Below are 16,632 nucleotides of genomic sequence, written 5' to 3' on the forward strand. Positions count from 1 at the left end.
ATTTACTCATGTGGCTCATCCGACGCCGATATGGGGCCGACGGCGTCCCATAATTCGGTGGTGAAATTCAACCGCCAAGCGGTCGGGAGACGGTTCTTGCCCGTCACAATCGGTGAGTCTCACGGACGGTGACATTCGTCGCACGCGGGTGCAGACGTGCTTGGATGCGAAGTCGACGCACCTTGCTCCCCGGGTTGGAGGGCGCTGCCGGGGATTGTGTAGGTGACCGGTGTCCCTTCGGCGACCGGTATCATCTACGTGGTGACGTTGAAGTTGGTTGGTTCGGTTGACGGCCCGATGTTGCCGGTTTCGTCGATGGCGGCCACGGCGTACTGGTGGTTGCCGACGGGGACGTTGGTGTCGACGTAGCTGGTGCCCCAGCTGAAGCCGACAGCGTTGCCGTCTCGGAGGACCAGGTAGCGCAGGTCGTTTGATGGGTCGCTGGCCTGACCCCAGGTGACACCGACCGTCCCGTCGGGGCGCAGCGAGGCGGCGTGTTGGGCCGGTGCGGTGGGCACGCTGCGGTCGACCGCCGAGCAGTACTTGGTGAACCCGCCGGCGAAGTCCTTCGCGGCGTTGCCCGAGTAGGCGTCACGCTTGGTGTCGCCGCCCTGCCAGACGCACTCGTTGTGGTCCTTGGTGATCACCCATGGGCCGTCACCGGTCGCCGAGGCGATCGACGGGAGCCACCAGTCGAGGTAGGCGCCGGTGGCGGCATCGTAGAGGCCTACCTGTTGGATGCGGTCCGAGCGGGTGGCGCCCCAGGTCATGTCGGCGATGTTGCCGTACCAGCGGGTGCGACCCGACAGGTTTACCCCGGTGTCGCCACCGCAATGGCAGGCGCCGAAGAGGTAGCCGAAGGCGGCCTCCGCCGCCTGGAAGTCACCACCGGGAACAGAGATGTGGGATGAGGTTTGAGCGGCAGAGTCGCGGTTGTACGACGCAATCACGTGCTGGCGTCCGCCGACATACACCTGGTCACCGACCTCCTTGACCGTCTGAGACCAGGGCCCACCTATGCCTGGAGCGGTAAGGAGCCAGTGGAAGTTGGTGAGCGGGGCGCCGTCGGAGATGCGGGTGGCGTAGGGCTCACCGGCGATCCCGTTGATCGTGGTGAACCAGCCTGCGAGGTACACCCGGTCGCCTCGCTCGGAGGCATCGATGTCCATGACCAGCCCGTTGACCACCGGACGCCAGGTACCAAGTTGTCCGGTCATGGCGTTGACCTCAGCGGCGTTCGACACCCCGGTGAGCGGTGCACCGTGTGGCGTCACCTGGTTGAACGCACCGCCGATGAACAGACGGTCACCGAGCAGGCTGATGCCGCGCACCATGCCACGCCCGCCGCTCCTGGTGACGCGCACCTGGAAGCTGGGATCAAGAGCGCAGGTGTTGGGGTTGAGCTTGGCCAACCCGGCTACCGCCGTGTCGCCGTTCACGTTGGTGAAGTCGCCGGCGATGATCAGCTGGCCATCGCTGGAGACCTCCATGTCCCACACCCGGCCATCGAGGATGGGCGTGCACGAACTGATCCACTCACCGGTGTTGACATCGAACGCGGTCAGGAACTTGTGGTCGACCGAGCCACCCGCGTTGTTGACCACCTTGGTGAACGAGCCGCCGACGAACATGCGCCCGCCGGCCTCCTGCATCGCCATCACGTACGCCAGGGCCGGATCGGCGCCAGAGATGCTGTCGGTCCAGTCGGGAGGTCCGTCCACGCCCCACGCCAAGTCCTGGGAAAAATCGCTCGGGACCCACGGCACCTGCCGCGGGGTTGAGCCCTCGCTGGGCAACGCAGCGGCGACCGAGTCCATGATGCGGGGCCGCACCCACACCTGGGTCAACGGGATCGGGTTCGTGCCGTCAGGCGCATACCAGTTGCCGCTGGTCGACGCTCCGACTGCGCCCATCGCAAACCCGGCGCGGTTGCCTCGAGCCGTGACCTTCCAGTTGCGATGGGTAAACACACGATTGAGCCCATCGACCCCGGTGCCTGCGTTGGGCAAGTTGGTGACAGCGTCATTGCCCTTGGTGTCACGCGTCGTGCCCGCACTCGTATACCCGGTGCCGTTGACCGTCATCTTGGCCAGTGGCTTGCCGGCGGAGAAGTGCCACGACCACGGTTCGGCAGTGGCAAGATTCCAGCGGACCTCCTGCCACGACGTGCCGGCAGCGTTGGCGGACCGGCGGAGGCGAATACCGTCGGGCAACTGGGACGCAGCACCGCCATCGAGCAGCCCGTTGACCTTGTCAGCCGAGAGGTGCACCGGGGCCTGGGACGCCTGACCGTTTGGGTCGGTCAACAACCGGGCGACGTTGCCCTGTGCCGCGGGCGACCAGTTCCACCCCTCCCGGCCCACGCCGATCAAGGCCCAGCCGCCACCATCGGTGGTCATGTCACAGGTGAACTTCTCGGGAGCGACCAGCGTGCTGGTGCGCAACCAATACACACCGGTGGCCGACTGCGAGAACTTCTGCTTGACCCCCCAGCACGACGCACCCGCCGTCTCCGCCGTCGTGCCATCACCAGGTTGAGCAGGCTGCGGGTCGACGGGCGGGTCAGTGGGCTCGGTCACCGGGGGAGGGACCGTCTCATCTGGAACGCAGGCCGCACTTGGGCCGAGCACTGCGGCCACCAGGAAGGCGGTGATGCCGGCCCGCTTGAGTGACGTCGCCCGAAGACGACTGCCCGAGGGTCGGCCCGATGAAGAAGGTCCGCTGGACATGAGCCCGCCAATAGTCATGAAATTCCGCCTGAGTTGTGCCCCGCAGCGACGCCCACCGAGTGGTTGAGGTCGTGAGAAATCCCCGAGTCCATCGAGGGCTTCATCGCGCGGACGCTAGGCGTTCCGGCTCACCCTGGCAAAGGTGCCTCGCCCCGAGCGGGAGGGCGTACGCAGGTCCGCCAGGCAAAGAAATCGGTGGCCGGTTTGTGGTGCCCGGGGAAGTAGGGCAGCGGGTGGCGGAGTGAGATTCGACGTGGGCCCCAGCGAGATGGGCTGAGGATCGATTCGCCGAACGCATCTACGCTGCCGCGATGGGCACGATCAACCCACGGGTGGACAGTGCCGTCGCCGTCGGTCGGACCGATGTCGACGCAACAACGATGTACAGCGAGCGTGCGGTGATGGTGCTGATGGTGGTCGGCGGCGCCTACGTGGCCACCTCCCTGATGGCCAACGTCATGTCGGTGCGCATCTTGTCGCTCGGCGGCTGGGCGGTGGACGCCGGCACGCTCACCTACCCGCTGACCTTCACCCTGCGCGACGTCGTGCACAAGGCGGGCGGCACCGCGGTGGCCCGCACGACGGTGGTGGCCACCGCCGGGTTCAACGCGCTGCTGGCCCTGGGGCTGTGGGCGGCCGCCGTGCTGCCCGGCGATCCGGCGACCACCGGAGCGGCCCAGAGCGAGTTTGCCAACGTGCTCAACCCGGTGCTGCGCATCATCGCGGCGTCGATCATCGCCCAGTTGATCGCCGAGTTGGTCGACACCGAGGTGTACCGGGCCTGGGTGGCACGCTTCGGGGCACGCCACCAGTGGGGTCGGGTGATCAGCTCCAATGCGGTGTCGGTCCCGCTCGATTCGGTGATCTTTGCGGTGATTGCTTTTGCCGGCCGGATCCCCGGCGCCGTCGTGTGGTCGATCATATGGGCCAACATCGCCATCAAGGGGGTGACCGCCCTGGCTTCGACCCCACTGATCTACACCGTGCGCGACCGGTGGGTCGGCCGGGAATGAACCGTCTCGGTCAGGGAGCGGGTTTCGCCGTTGCGCCAACGCTGGTGCGACCGGCTGGGGAGGGGCGCCGTCGGCCGGTGCGGCGGCCGGACCGGCGCCTCGCAAGTGAACCGTCACGCGGGGATGCCCAGCGTCTAGGTTGGCGGCGTGTCAACGGTTCGCTTCGACCAGGTCACCAAACGCTTCGGAAAGACGACGGCGGTGGACGCAATGTCCCTCGACATCGTCGAGGGCGAATTCATGGTGCTGTTGGGCCCGTCGGGCTGTGGCAAGTCCACCGCCCTGCGCATGATCGCCGGATTGGAGTCGATCACCGAAGGCGCCCTGAGCATCGACGGCGAGGTGGTCAACCACGTCGACCCCCGCAAGCGCGGCATCGCGATGGTGTTCCAGAGCTATGCGCTGTATCCCAACCTGACGGTGCGCAAGAACATCGAGTCGCCGCTGAAGGCCAAGGACGTTCCGCCCGACGGCGGCGGCGACCCCCGCCGGCTGAGCAGCGAGGAGCGCGACGCGCGGGTGATCGAAGCGGCCCGAATGCTCGACCTGGAGGACTACCTCGACCGCAAGCCCGGCGCCCTGTCCGGCGGCCAGCGCCAGCGGGTGGCCCTCGCCCGGGCCATCGTCGCCCGGGCCAAGGTGCTGTTGATGGACGAGCCGTTGTCGAACCTGGACGCCAAGCTGCGGGCCCAGACCCGCGCCGAGCTGATCGACCTGCACGAGCGCCTCGGCGGCACGGTCGTCTACGTCACCCACGACCAGATCGAGGCGATGACGATGGCCGATCGCGTGGCGATCATGGCCAACGGTGCGCTCCACCAGGTGGGCACCCCCGACGACGTGTACGACCGGCCCGCCAACACCTTCGTCGCCGGCTTCATCGGCACCCCGCCCATGAACCTGATGGACGGCGTGGCCACCTCCGACGGTGTCGAGGTGGCCGGCGCCAAGCTGGACGCCACCCACCAGCTGGAGGCCGGCGCACCGGTGGTCGTGGGCATCCGACCCGAGCACCTGGTGCTGTCCGACGACGGCCTGGCCATGGAGGTCAAGGCGGTCGAATGGCTGGGCTACGAGAGCCTGATCACCGCCGACCTGGTTGATGTTGGCGCCGCCCAGCGCTCGGCGCGTGGCGACGGCGACACGAATGAAGACAGCGGGACCATCGGCACCGCTTCTCTGGTTGGCGACGCCGTCGTCGACGCCAACGATCCCGAGCAGGTGGGCGCCACCCGTCGCCGGGTGATCCTGCGGGCCAACGGTCGTGTCGATGCCCGCAACGGCAAGATCATCCGAGCCACGCCTCAGGCTGGTGCGGTGCAACTGTTCGACGCCGACACCGGGGTGCACCTGTGAGCAGCGGCAGCGGGATGCGGCGGGTCATCGGGGGGCCAAGCTGATGGGGGTCCTGCCCGACGCGCCCGGCACCAAGGACGACACGGCGCCCGAGGGTGTCAAGCGGAGTGGCCTGTTTGGCCACAGCCTGCGGGAGACTGGCCTGGCCGCCGCCTTCCTGGCGCCGTCGCTGGTGATCTTCGGCCTGTTCTTCTACTTCCCGTTCGCCCGCCTGGTGTCGTGGGGCTTCTACGACAGTCGCCAACGAGGCTCGTTCTACGAGCGCGTCGGTTTCAGCCACTACGTCGATGTGCTCACCTCATCGGAGTTTCTCGACGGGCTGTGGATCTCGGTGCAGTTCGTGCTGCTGACCGTGCCCGCCGGCCTGATTTTCGGCACGCTGCTGGCGGTGGCCGCCCACCGACGTCTGAAGGGCATGAAGATCTATCAGACGATCTTCAGCTCGACGATCGCCACCTCGGTTGCTGTGGCCGCCGTGCTGTTCTTCGGCCTGATCAACCCCGCGGTCGGCGTGTTCAAGGTGGACTGGCTGTCCAACCCCGGCACTGCGTTGCCCGCCCTGGCGCTGGTCGCCGTGTGGAAGAACCTCGGCCTCAGCTTCGTCATCGTGCTCGCTGGGCTTCAAGCGGTGCCCGACGAGCTGACCGAGGCGGCGATGATCGACGGCTACGGCGCCATCGGCCGCTTCTTCAAAGTGACCCTGCCGGCCCTGACGCCGGTGCTCACCTTCCTGGTCGTCGCCCTCACCATCTTCGGTATGCAGGAGTTTGCTCTGCCCGACATCATCACCGGAGGCGGCCCGGAGGGCAGCACCTCGACCCTGGTGTACACGATCGCCCAGAAGCTCGACCCGACCAACATCACCGACGGCTCGGTGATGGCGGTGGGCCTGTTCGGCATCACGCTGATCATCGGGCTGGGGCAGTTCATCTTGCTCGAACGGGGGATGAACCGTGACTGACGCAGCCTCGACCGACGCAACCACCGATGCAGCGACCGTCGGCACCGGGTTTACCTCCGCCCGGTCCGGCGTGATCGCCCCGTCCGGTCCGGCGCCGGTGGTCGCGGCCCCCGCCGGCGCCCAGCTGAAGAAGCTGGGCTGGTACCTGTTCCTCACCCTGTTGGCGCTGGTCATCCTGTACCCGCTGTACATGTCGGTGATGCGGGCGCTGTCCGACCCGGCGGCCTATGCGCGGGCCGGCAACCCGCCCTGGCCGGTCGAGGCGGAGTGGGACGTGTTCAGCCGGGCGTGGAACGGCGGCAGCCTGTCGGCGGCCACGTTCTGGAGCTTCGCCATGTCGGCGGTGATCACGGTGACCCAGGTGATCACCGCCGTGCTGGCCGCCTACGCCTTCGTCTTTCTACGCTTTCCGTTTAAGAAGCTGCTGTTCGTGCTGTTCGTCGCCACCCTGATGCTGCCCCTCGAGGTGACCTTCGTGGCCAACTCCCTCACGATCCGCCAGTGGGGCTGGATCGACACGCTACAAGGCCTGGTGGCGCCGTTCCTCGCTTCGGCGCTGGGCACCTTCCTCCTGCGCCAGGGGTTCCTCGGCATCCCCAACGAACTGCGCGAAGCCGCCTTTCTCGACGGCTACGGCCACTTCCGGTTCATGACCCGCATCGCCGTGCCGTTGGCGGCGCCCGTCGTCGCCTCGGTCGGCCTGCTCGCCTTCCTGTCGTCCTGGAACCAGTACCTGTGGCCCCGGGTGGTTACCGAGCAGGAAAGCCACCAGACGCTGCAGATCGCGCTGAAACGCCTTGCGGCCCAAAACATCCAGCAGCTCAACGTCGGGGTGGCCGGTGCCGTCCTGGCGGCGCTGCCGATCTTTGCGCTGTTGATCGTGTTCCAGCGAGCGATCGTGCGAGGATTGACCGCCGGTGCGGTCAAGGGGTGAGAACGAGATGCATGTGACACCGTCAAGGCGATCGAATGGACGACCGGGCGCCAAACGCCCCGGCCGGCTGCGGGCCGGGTTGGTGGGCGTCGCCGTGCTGGCGGGCACCACCGCCGTCGCTTGCGGTCCGCCCCCGACGATCGAAACCCTGGCCGGCGACGACGTGTCCGCCGACAACATGCCCGACTGCCCGATGGGCGAGCTGGACAAGGCCACCGGCGTCACCAACATCGTCGTGTGGCACGCCCTGGGCGCCGAGCCCGCCAAGGCGCTTGAGGAGGTCACCCAAGCGTTCAACGACAGCCAGGACGAGGTGAACGTCACCCTGCAGAACCAGGGCGCCGACTACTCCGAGGTGTTCCGCAAGTACAACGCCGCCGCAGCCAGCGGCGAAGGCGTGCCCGCCGTCGTGTACCTCGAGGACACGACGATCCGCACGATCATCGACACCGGCACGCTGTTTCCCGCCGAAGCATGTGCCGAGGAGGTGGGTTTCGACCTCGACTCGGTGCAGCCCGCCGTCCGCAGCGCCTACACGGTCGACGGCGTCTTCTACCCCGGCTACGTCAACGTCTCCGGGCCGATCATGTTCTATAACCGCAGCCACTTCCGCGAGGCGGGCCTGGACGTCGACTCGCCACCGCAGACGTTGGCCGAGGTGCGCAGCGCCGCCGAGAAGCTGAAGGCGTCGGGCATCGAAAAGCCCTTGGCGCTGAAGCTGGACCCGTGGTTCTTCACCTGCTGGGTGAACGGGGTCGGCGAGGACATCGTCCTGCCCGACAACGGAAGATCTGGCGCAGTCACGGAGGCCAACCTGAACAACGAGGCCGGTGTCGAGACGCTGCAGTGGATCCAGGACATGGTGGCCGACGGGTTGGCCGACCCGATCTCGAACACCCCGGGGCAGATCAACCAATACCTCAACGTGGCCCAGGAAAAGTCGTCGATGTTGATCGAGACGTCGACCGCCTCCACGTCGATCAAGGCGTTCCTCGGCGGCGACCTGGACACCGGCGGGCAGGATGCCTCCTCGGTCGACACCGGCGGACTCGACCCGGCCGCCACCCCGTTCCCGGGCCTCGACCAACCCGGCGGCGTGCGGGTGTCCGGGGGCTACTTCGGCATCTCCAACCGGGTGCCCAAGGTGCAACAGGCCGCAGCGGCCAAGTACCTCGGTTTCATGTCGCAGCCCGATCAGGTGGTCACCTGGCATCTCGTCGGCTCGTACCTGCCGGTGATCGGCGATGTCGCCGACGACCCCCGGATCCAGAAGTTCTGGAAGGAGGACCGGGCCGGTCAGCTGCTCAAGGTGGGTTACGAGCAGATGGCGCTGATCGATCCCAAGCGGCCCGGACCGCTGATCGGGCCCTATCCCGAGTACACCGACATCATGCAAAAGACGATGGAGTCCACCGCCCGCTCAGGCGCATCGCCCGAGGACGCGCTGAACAAGGCCAACGAGCAGATGAACGCCGAACTCGAGCAGTACTACGGCTGAGGCCGGCGCCGCGGCGCCGATGTTGGTGCGGTGCTGTCCCGGCACGACGGTACCGCCGAGCCGGGTGGTTTGCCGGGAAACAGTTTCGTGGGAAAGTACATCGGGTAACGTGCCCGGGTGATACCCGAGCACACCACGCAACTTGAGCAAGTGGGGCGACCCGGCAAGCTGCCGCCGGGTCGTGATCACCTCGACGAGCTGATCGATCAGGTTGTCGCTCTCAAGCCCGAACTCGACCTGGGCGGCTTGGCGGTCACCGGACGCGTGCTGCGGCTGGCGGCCCGCTTGGAAGAGGCCCGGGCCAGGTTGCTCGCACCGTTCGAGCTGACCGTTGGCGAGTTCGACGTGCTGGCCACGGTGCGCCGCTCCGGGCCGATTACGGCGTCCGAGATCTGCCACGCGGTGATGATCACCGCCGGTGGGATGACCAAGCGCCTCGATCGACTCGAAGCGCGCAACCTGCTGAACCGAACGGCGAACCCGGCCGACCGGCGGGCTGCCCACATCGTGCTCACCGACGATGGAACGCGGCTGCTCGACGACGCCTACCAGGTGATCGTCGAGGCCGAAACCCAACTGGTCGCCGCCGAGCTGGGCGATGCCAACGTGCGCGCTCCGGTCGAGGCTGCACTGCGGGCGCTGCTGTGTTCGCCCGCCCTCGCCGAGCCGTCGTGAACGCCACCGAACGCACGAGGACCCGGACCGGTCCTCCCAGCCAAACCCGTCCGAAGGACACCCCGTGACCGACAAGTCCATCCCCCTCTACGAGATCCCCGAGATCCACGAACGCCGTTGGTGGATTCTCGGGGTGATGGCAGCGTCCCTCACCGTCGTGGTGATGTCGGTGTCCGGCCTGAACGTTGCGCTGCCCACCCTCCAGGAGTCGCTCGACGCCAGCAACTCGGCGCTGCAGTGGATCATCGACTCCTATGCGCTGGTGTTCGCCGGGTTGCTGCTGACCGCCGGAGCACTGGGTGACCGCTTCGGCCGCCGCAACGCGCTGTTGTTCGGCCTGGCCGTTTTTGCGGTCGGCGCAACGGTGGGCGGCCTGGGCTCCACCCCGGCCCAGGTGATCGCCGGGCGGGCCACGATGGGTGCCGGTGCCGCCTTCGTCATGCCCGCCACGCTGTCGCTGGTCGTCACCGTGTTTCCGCCCAAGGAGCGTCGCCGGGCGATCGCCATCTGGGCCGGTTTCGCCGGTGCCGGGGCGGCGATCGGTCCGATCGTCTCCGGCGCCCTCCTCGAATGGTTCTGGTGGGGGGCCGCCCTGCTGGTGAACATCCCGATCGTCATCGTGTTGGCGGGGTCGATCGCCGTGCTGGCCCCGAGGTCCCGCGACACGCACAACACGCCGCTCGACCTGCCGGGTACCGCCCTGTCGCTCGTCGGCATCACCGCGTTGGTCTTCGGCATCATCGAGGGGCCCAACCTGGGCTGGTCGAGCCCCGAGGTGCTCGCCGGGTTCGCAGCGGCGGCGGTGACCCTGGTGGGCTTTGTGGTGCGAGAGCGCCACGCCCGCCACCCGATGCTGCCCCTCGAGTTGTTCGCCGACCGCCGCTTCTCGGTCGGCAGCGGCGTCGTCACCGTGACGTTCTTTGCGATGATCGGCTTTTTCTTTCTCAACACCCTGTACCTGCAGTTCGTGCGGGGAGACTCGCCACTGTTCGCCGGTCTTGCCGCCGTGCCGGTGGCGATCATGCAGGTGCTCGTCGCCCCCCGCAGCTCGTCGCTGAGCGAACGCTTCGGCAGCGGCCCGGTGATCGCCGTCGGCTTCACGTTCATCTCCTCCGGGTTCGCCGTCCTGGCGTTTGCTGCGCCGTCGTGGCCGTACCTGCCCCTCGGTGCCGCGTACGTGCTGTTGGGCACCGGGATGGGCATCACGGCAGCCCCTGCGACCGGAAACATCATGAGCGCGGTGCCCGATGCCAAGGCTGGGGTGGGGTCGGCGGTCAACGACACCACGCGCGAGTTTGGTGGCGCCCTGGGCATCGCCGTGCTGGGCAGCATCATCGCCAGCGCCTATCAGGCCAACCTGCGCATCGACGATCTGGGGTTGGGCCCCGAGCAGGTGGCGGCGGCGAAGGACTCGGTTGGGGCCGCCAGCCAGATCGCCCGGTCCCTGCCGGGGGGCGGAGCCGAGTTGGCCGACCGCGCCGGCGTGGCCTTCACCGGCGCTTTCAACATCGCCAACACCATTTCGGCGTTGCTTGCTCTCACTGCCGCCGTCACCGTGGCCTTCGTGTTCAGCCCCAGCAAGGAGCGCTCAGCAGCCCACGCCGCTGCCGCCTCGCGTCACGCCCCCGATGCGGAGCCCGCCCCGCTCGTGGGCCAAAGCATCCCCTCAGCGCACCGCACGGGTCCGAGGGGCGATCACGTCTGGGATGGATAGCGGTCACCTGCTGGCCCTTCATCGTCCCAAAGCAGCGAGCCCAGCCGTTTGGGGCAAGTTCGGTCGGCGCAGAGGTGCGCGGCTGGAACGTCACAGTCCCTCGTTATCGTGAATCGAAACCGCTCAGGACCCGGAATCGGCGAGCTCCGCCTCGTCGCTCCCGGGTGGTGTGGGCGCCGTCGTCGGCCTCGGTTCGGGCCTTCCTCCCGCAGATGACGACCCGCCGGCTGAGCGCTGCGACGCCGGTGGAAGGAGGCACGGCGATGACACCCGAACACTCGGCGCCCGGACACACGACACCAATACGTCCCAAACCAGCACCCGAACGACCCAACCGACCGACTCTCGAGCTCGTTCACGACTCGACCCGGGCGCCGACATTGGAACTGGTCGGCTCGGCGGCGCACCGACCGACCCCCCGACGCGTCGGCGCAGCGGGAACCACGCTGGGCGAACGCCTGGTCGAGGTGGGATGGCGTGCGTCGGAGCGCCATCACGACCTGGTGCGCTTGGCCGCGGAGTTTGCCGGCACCTCGGAGTGGTTCGGCGACGGCAGCTCGTCGGCGGCCCGGTGGATCAGCCAGCGGTTGGACATCTCGGTGCGAACGGCCCGGGAGTGGATCGCCGTCGGGCGAGCGCTCCGGCGGTTGCCGATGCTCGATGAGGCGCTGGCTCGGCGCGAGCTGTCCTATGCCAAGGTACGGATCCTGGTGCGGGCGGCGACGATGGAGAACGAGCGCGAGCTGATCGACCTGGCCTGTTCGGTGAACGCCGGCGCGCTGGGTGCGGCGCTGGCGACATGGTCCCGTCGTGAAGAGACCGAAGACGTGCGCGACGAGCGACATCGGGAGTCCCGTAGCCTCAGCTGGAGGGTCGAGCCGGACGGCCAGGCAACCGGCACGCTTCGCCTGCCCCCCGATGTCGCCGGCGGCGTGATGGCGGTGATCGATGCCGCAGTGATGCGCGCCCGGCAGGAATCGGTTGATCGCGTGGGCTCCAACGGGGGTGGCTCCGACATCGTCGGCCATTCCGACGTCGTCGGCGCCATCGCAATGGCCGGGTGGCCCGAGCGCCAGGCCGCCGAGCAGGTGATCCACCCCACGCTGGCCCAGCAACGGGCCGACGCCCTGGTCGCCGTGATGTGCGGCGGGGGAGCTCAGCTGAGCGCCGAGGTGATCCTGCACGTTCGCGGTGACGGGACGACGATGGATGACGGCACCCCGGTGACGCGCCAGGCCGTGATGCGGGCATTGCCCGACGCTTGGGTACGGGCGCTGATCCACAACGCCGAGGGCCTGCCGCTGAATGCGTCGGGGCGTCAGCGACACCCGTCCGCCCGGCAGAAGCGGGTGGTGAAGGAACGCGACCGCCGATGCGTCGACTGCGGGGGAAGCGACCTCCTCGAATACGACCACGTTCCCGACTTCTCGATCAGCAACCAGACGGTGGTCGACTGCTTGCAGCTGCGGTGCGCCGCGTGTCACCGTGCCCGCCATGTTCGGGGGGCATGGTGACGGGAGCCGGGGGCAAACTCGTCCCACGACGCAGAAAAGTGCCCCGAGGGGCACTCGTCGGCGCAGTCTGGGTTGCTCTGCTCAAACAGCGACAAGGGCCGTACGGCGAGCTACTCCAGGATCAGTTGCGGCCCAGGTTGGGCTTGCGGCCGTGGTTGGCCTTCTTCTTCCGGGCGTTCTTCTTCTTGCGTTGGGTCCGCTGAGACATCCGGAGAGGCTACCGCCCGCGGGGCCAACCCCCCAAAGCTGACCGGGCGGTAGCGTCAGGGCGTGCACCCTGGCCCGGCGAACGATTGCGACGCGTCGACCCCGCCTCTGACGAGAATGACATGATCCGATGATCGAGCCGAGCCCACTGAGGGTTCCGCCCGGCTGGTGGTACGACGTCGACGCGGTCGTCCACGACGGCGACGAGCACACCGAGTCGGTGCTGACCCGACCCGAGGACCTCGAAGAGATTCGTCGGGTGCTGGCCTCGGCCTTTGACGTGCCCCGCTTCGAGACCCTCGACTACCTGCGCTGGTTCTACACCCAGTGTCCCTTCGGGGAGACCTTCAGCGGCATCGTCCGGCGCGACGGCCGGGCGATCAGCCACCTGGCCGGTGCGCCCCGGCGGCTGCGAACCGTGGACGGCACCCTCGACATGTGGCTGATCGCCAACGTCGCCTCGGTGCCCGACGCGCAGCGCGAGGGTGCGTTTCTGCGCATGTGCCTCCAGGCGTGGCTGATGATCGAGGGGTTCGACCAGGCGGGCATCTACGGGGTGATGAACGACCAGTCCCGCCAGGCCCTGGAAGCCTTTGGGGTGGTCACCGAGGCCGAACTGCCCACCAAGGTGTTGGGCCCGACGCCGTGGACCAAGGCGCGGTTCAGCCATCACACGGTGGACCGGGCGCTGCTGGAGAGCGACCGGCTGGGGGAGCTGCTGGCCGACACCGACCTGGCCCCTCGGCGGGGCGTGCGGCTGTGGTGGCACCTCGACGTGCTGCGCTGGCGGTTGGCCAGCCCGCTGAGCACCTACACCCTGCACGTGGCCGACGACATGGTGGCGGTGTCGACCACCACCACCTGGCGGGGCGTCAGGGTGGCGGTGCTCATGAAGGTGCTCGTACGGGGCGAGCGGCGCCGGGCCGACGGACTGCGAAAGGCATGGTTTACCCCGGCGATGGTCGGCGAGGTGTGCGCGCACCACCGCACGCCCTTGGCGCTGTACGTCGGCATGAACTCCGACGTGCGGGTGTTCGGGGCGCTGGTACCCCAGCGCTACCTGCCCTCGCCGCTGCACCTGTGCTTCAAGGCGGTGCCCCGCCGCATCGGCACCAGCGACCTGCGCTTCGACAGCTTCGAGCTGTTGGACTTCGACGTGCTGTAGGCCGTCGTTTGCCGACGGCCAACATGGCCGGTGATCGACCCCGGGGTGCGGTGCCCATGGGACGCCAAAGCGGGCTCCGGTAGGCTGCCGCCCCTCATGGAACGCTTCGGATTCGTCGGACTCCCCAATGCGGGCAAGTCGTCGCTGTACAACGCACTCGCCGGGGGCGGCGCCCTCGCGGCGCCCTATGCCTTCGCCACGGTTGACCCCAACGTCGGCGTGGCCAAGGTGCTCGACAGCCGCCTCGATGCGCTGGCTGAGATGAGCAAGTCCAAGAACGTCATCCCCACCGCCGTGCAGTTCGTCGACATCGCCGGCCTGGTGAAGGGCGCCTCCCAAGGCGAGGGGCTGGGCAACCGCTTCCTGGCCCACATCCGGGAGGTGGACGCGACCGTGTTCGTGCTGCGGGCCTTCGAGGACACCGACGTGCCCGGCTCCTCCGATCCGGCCGAGCAGCTGGAGATCCTGGAGCTCGAGCTGATCACGGCCGACCTGGAGGCGATGGAGAAGCACATCGACAAGCGCCGCAAGGCCGCGCGATCCAACCCGGTGCTGGCGCCCGAGGTGGCGGCGATGGAGGCGGCGATCGACGTGCTGGGCGCAGGTACCCCGGTGTGGCGGGCCGGCCTGGGCGACGACACGCTGGCGCTGCTCAAGGCCGAGCAATTGCTCACCTCCAAGCCGGTGATCGTGTTGGTCAACCTGGGCGAGGACCAGCTGGAGGAACCCGACGCCCACCTGGCCGGGGTGCGAGAGCTGGTGGGCGACACGGCGCCGGTGATCGGTCTGTCGATCCAGCTCGAGGCCGAGGCGGCCATGCTGGACGCCGAGGACCGCGTCGAGATGCTGGACGCACTGGGCCTCGGCGAAGGGGCGCTGCCCACTTTTTTGCACACCGCCTACCAGCTGCTGGGGCTCCGCACCTTCTTCACCACCGGCGAAAAGGAGAGCCGCGCGTGGACGTTCCGGGCGGGCTCGACCGCACCGCAGGCCGCCGGCGTGATCCACACCGACTTCGAGCGCGGCTTCATCCGTGCCGAGACGATTCAGTGGGACGTGCTGCTGGCGGCCGGATCGTGGTCGAAGGCACGCGACGAGGGCACGCTGCGCATCGAGGGCAAGGACTACAAGGTGGTGGACGGTGATGTCATGGAGTTTCGCTTCAACGTGTGAGCGGGTGGCCGGCGTGGCCATCACCGCCACCGGAGCACACCTGTTGCTGCGTCGGGCCGGCGGGCCGTGGGGGAGGGCCCGAGGGTTGCTCGCCCTGCCTGGGTTGCTCAACGACGTTGAAGTGCCGACGGCATTGTGGTTGGGGCGCACCCCGCAGGTACACACCTTCGGCATGGACGGTCCGATTGCCGTCGTGACCGCTGGGGTCACCCGGCGAGGAGCGCGCCGAGGCCGGCCCTGCGGGCTGCGGGTGCGGGGCGTCGACGTGTTGAACCCCGGCAAGGTGGGCCGGTGGTCGTGGGCTGCGCCGTGCACGTTGGAGCTTCACCCGTTGGCGGCCGACCGCCTCGGGCTGGCCCCAGGGTCGCCGTTGGACATCGAGTGGGGATGCCCCAGCGGATCGGCCGCAGCGTGAGCCGCCGGTCGGAGGGTGATCGGGAGCGTCAACGGATGGAGCGGGCGCTGGCGGCGTTGGCCGGATCCGGCCTGGACAGCACCCGCTTCGCCGTGCTCCTCGACCCCGGGGCAGACCTGGCCGTCCTCGACCGCTCGATGACCGCCGTGCTCGCCGTCAGCCCCGGTGGCCTGGGCGCCGTCCTCGACCGGCTGAACGCGAACACCGGCGCCGCCTGGGTCGCCGACCCGCACGGCGACCAGCGCCTCGACGCGGGCGCTGCCGTCGAGGTGATGCATGGGTGGCACCTCGGCAGCGTCGCCGAGCTGCGATCCGACCGGCCTGCCGATGGCGACGAGGCCGGGTGGCTCGTCATCGAGGCCGAGGCCCCCACCGAAGCGACCGACGCTGAGCTGCTCGGCGCCATCGAGGCCGCCCTGAAGCGCGGGGAATCGCCGTCGCGGACGGCCAAGGCGGTGGCCGCCGACTTCGGGGTGCCCAAGCGCCGGGTGTACGACCTGGTGCTGTCGTTGGGAGGGGACCGTTAGGCGTCGGCGGGGGTCGGGCACTGGTCGCCGGCCAAAACAAAGAGTGCCAACAGCTGGGTGAGTTCGCTGCTGTCTTCGCCAAGGAGCTTGTCGACAGCGGCCTCGGTGAACGTGCCACCGTTGTCGTTGACGGTCTGCTCGACGGTCAGCATCGCATCCTGGGCGGCCCGAAGACGCTGGGCCAGCGTGCCCTCGGTGGTGGGAGCGGTCTTCGCGGCCAACGCCTGCCATCTGGTGAAGTACTCCGCCAGGTCGTCCTTGGACTGGCTGGGGAGGGAGTTGAGGTCGGGCAGCGAGGTGAGCGCGACGAGTTGCGTGCACAGGTCGTCGCTGGACTCGGCTGCGTCGAAGCGGTTGCGAACCGTGCTGGCGGAGAGGCGTATCTGCCAGGGCGCGGTGTTGCTGACGCTCACCGAGCCGGGTGCCACCGTTTCCACGGGAGCTTCGGGGGCGGGGGCCTTGGTATTGGGCACGGCAGCGGTTGTCGGTGACGCGGCGGCGGTGGTGGTCGATGCTTCGGGAGCCTGCGATGCGTCCGGGGCCGAGGTGGAGGTGGAGGTGGAGGTGGAGGTGGAGGTGGCAGCGCTCCCGGCCGCTGCGCTCGTGTCGGAGGCCTGCACCTCCGCGTCGTCGTCGCCCCCGAAGACCACCAACGCCCCGACGATCACGATGACCACTGCGACGACGGCCGCAATGAGGCGAGCTTCTTTGGACATGGTTCGTGCTCCTAGGGGCGCCTGCGATATGCCGG

The 16,632-nt window shown here is 68.4% G+C and carries 14 protein-coding genes; 12 read left to right on the top strand and 2 right to left on the bottom strand.

Annotated features, from left to right (window positions below):
* Nucleotides 1-254: 254 nt before the first annotated feature.
* Nucleotides 255-2,579 carry a delta-60 repeat domain-containing protein gene (locus tag IPN02_02700; protein MBK9295785.1) on the bottom strand — a complete coding sequence of 775 codons (2,325 nt, stop codon included), beginning with the start codon at nucleotides 2,577-2,579 and terminating at the stop codon, nucleotides 255-257.
* A 461-nt stretch (nucleotides 2,580-3,040) separates the two neighbouring features.
* Here IPN02_02700 and IPN02_02705 point away from each other — a divergent pair, with 461 nt between their 5' ends.
* From IPN02_02705 to IPN02_02760, 12 genes are all read left to right on the top strand, one after another.
* Nucleotides 3,041-3,742, top strand: a complete 702-nt coding sequence (locus IPN02_02705; GenBank protein ID MBK9295786.1) for a queuosine precursor transporter — start codon at nucleotides 3,041-3,043, stop codon at nucleotides 3,740-3,742.
* Between the two features lie 147 nt (nucleotides 3,743-3,889).
* Entirely contained in the window at nucleotides 3,890-5,098 is a 1,209-nt protein-coding gene (locus tag IPN02_02710; protein ID MBK9295787.1) for an ABC transporter ATP-binding protein, read from the top strand.
* Nucleotides 5,099-5,141: 43 nt separating this feature from the next.
* Nucleotides 5,142-6,059 (top strand): sugar ABC transporter permease, encoded by a 918-nt coding sequence (locus IPN02_02715; GenBank protein ID MBK9295788.1) that lies wholly within the window; start codon nucleotides 5,142-5,144, stop codon nucleotides 6,057-6,059.
* Complete coding sequence (locus IPN02_02720; protein MBK9295789.1) at nucleotides 6,052-6,993, top strand: carbohydrate ABC transporter permease; 942 nt, start codon at nucleotides 6,052-6,054, stop codon at nucleotides 6,991-6,993. The genes IPN02_02715 and IPN02_02720 overlap by 8 nt, the downstream gene beginning before the upstream one ends.
* Nucleotides 6,994-7,006: 13 nt before the next feature.
* Complete coding sequence (locus IPN02_02725) at nucleotides 7,007-8,491, top strand: ABC transporter substrate-binding protein (protein MBK9295790.1); 1,485 nt, start codon at nucleotides 7,007-7,009, stop codon at nucleotides 8,489-8,491.
* A gap of 117 nt (nucleotides 8,492-8,608) precedes the next feature.
* Nucleotides 8,609-9,166 (top strand): MarR family transcriptional regulator, encoded by a 558-nt coding sequence (locus IPN02_02730; protein MBK9295791.1) that lies wholly within the window; start codon nucleotides 8,609-8,611, stop codon nucleotides 9,164-9,166.
* A 64-nt stretch (nucleotides 9,167-9,230) separates the two neighbouring features.
* Complete coding sequence (locus IPN02_02735; protein MBK9295792.1) at nucleotides 9,231-10,880, top strand: MFS transporter; 1,650 nt, start codon at nucleotides 9,231-9,233, stop codon at nucleotides 10,878-10,880.
* Between the two features lie 263 nt (nucleotides 10,881-11,143).
* Nucleotides 11,144-12,394: a DUF222 domain-containing protein gene (locus tag IPN02_02740; protein MBK9295793.1), complete on the top strand. Its 1,251-nt coding sequence runs from the start codon at nucleotides 11,144-11,146 to the stop codon at nucleotides 12,392-12,394.
* Nucleotides 12,395-12,731: 337 nt separating this feature from the next.
* A complete protein-coding gene (locus IPN02_02745) occupies nucleotides 12,732-13,766 on the top strand; it encodes a GNAT family N-acetyltransferase (protein ID MBK9295794.1) in 1,035 nt (344 codons plus the stop codon).
* Between the two features lie 96 nt (nucleotides 13,767-13,862).
* A complete protein-coding gene (gene ychF, locus IPN02_02750) occupies nucleotides 13,863-14,939 on the top strand; it encodes a redox-regulated ATPase YchF (GenBank protein MBK9295795.1) in 1,077 nt (358 codons plus the stop codon).
* A complete protein-coding gene (locus IPN02_02755) occupies nucleotides 14,911-15,354 on the top strand; it encodes a hypothetical protein (protein ID MBK9295796.1) in 444 nt (147 codons plus the stop codon). Before ychF ends, IPN02_02755 begins: the two co-directional genes overlap by 29 nt.
* Nucleotides 15,327-15,881, top strand: a complete 555-nt coding sequence (locus tag IPN02_02760) for a hypothetical protein (protein MBK9295797.1) — start codon at nucleotides 15,327-15,329, stop codon at nucleotides 15,879-15,881. The genes IPN02_02755 and IPN02_02760 overlap by 28 nt, the downstream gene beginning before the upstream one ends.
* Here the strand turns inward: IPN02_02760 and IPN02_02765 are convergent.
* Entirely contained in the window at nucleotides 15,878-16,597 is a 720-nt protein-coding gene (locus IPN02_02765; protein ID MBK9295798.1) for a hypothetical protein, read from the bottom strand. The genes IPN02_02760 and IPN02_02765 overlap by 4 nt on opposite strands.
* Nucleotides 16,598-16,632: the final 35 nt, after the last annotated feature.

The sequence above is a fragment of the Candidatus Microthrix subdominans genome (assembly GCA_016719385.1).
GTDB lineage: Bacteria > Actinomycetota > Acidimicrobiia > Acidimicrobiales > Microtrichaceae > Microthrix > Microthrix subdominans.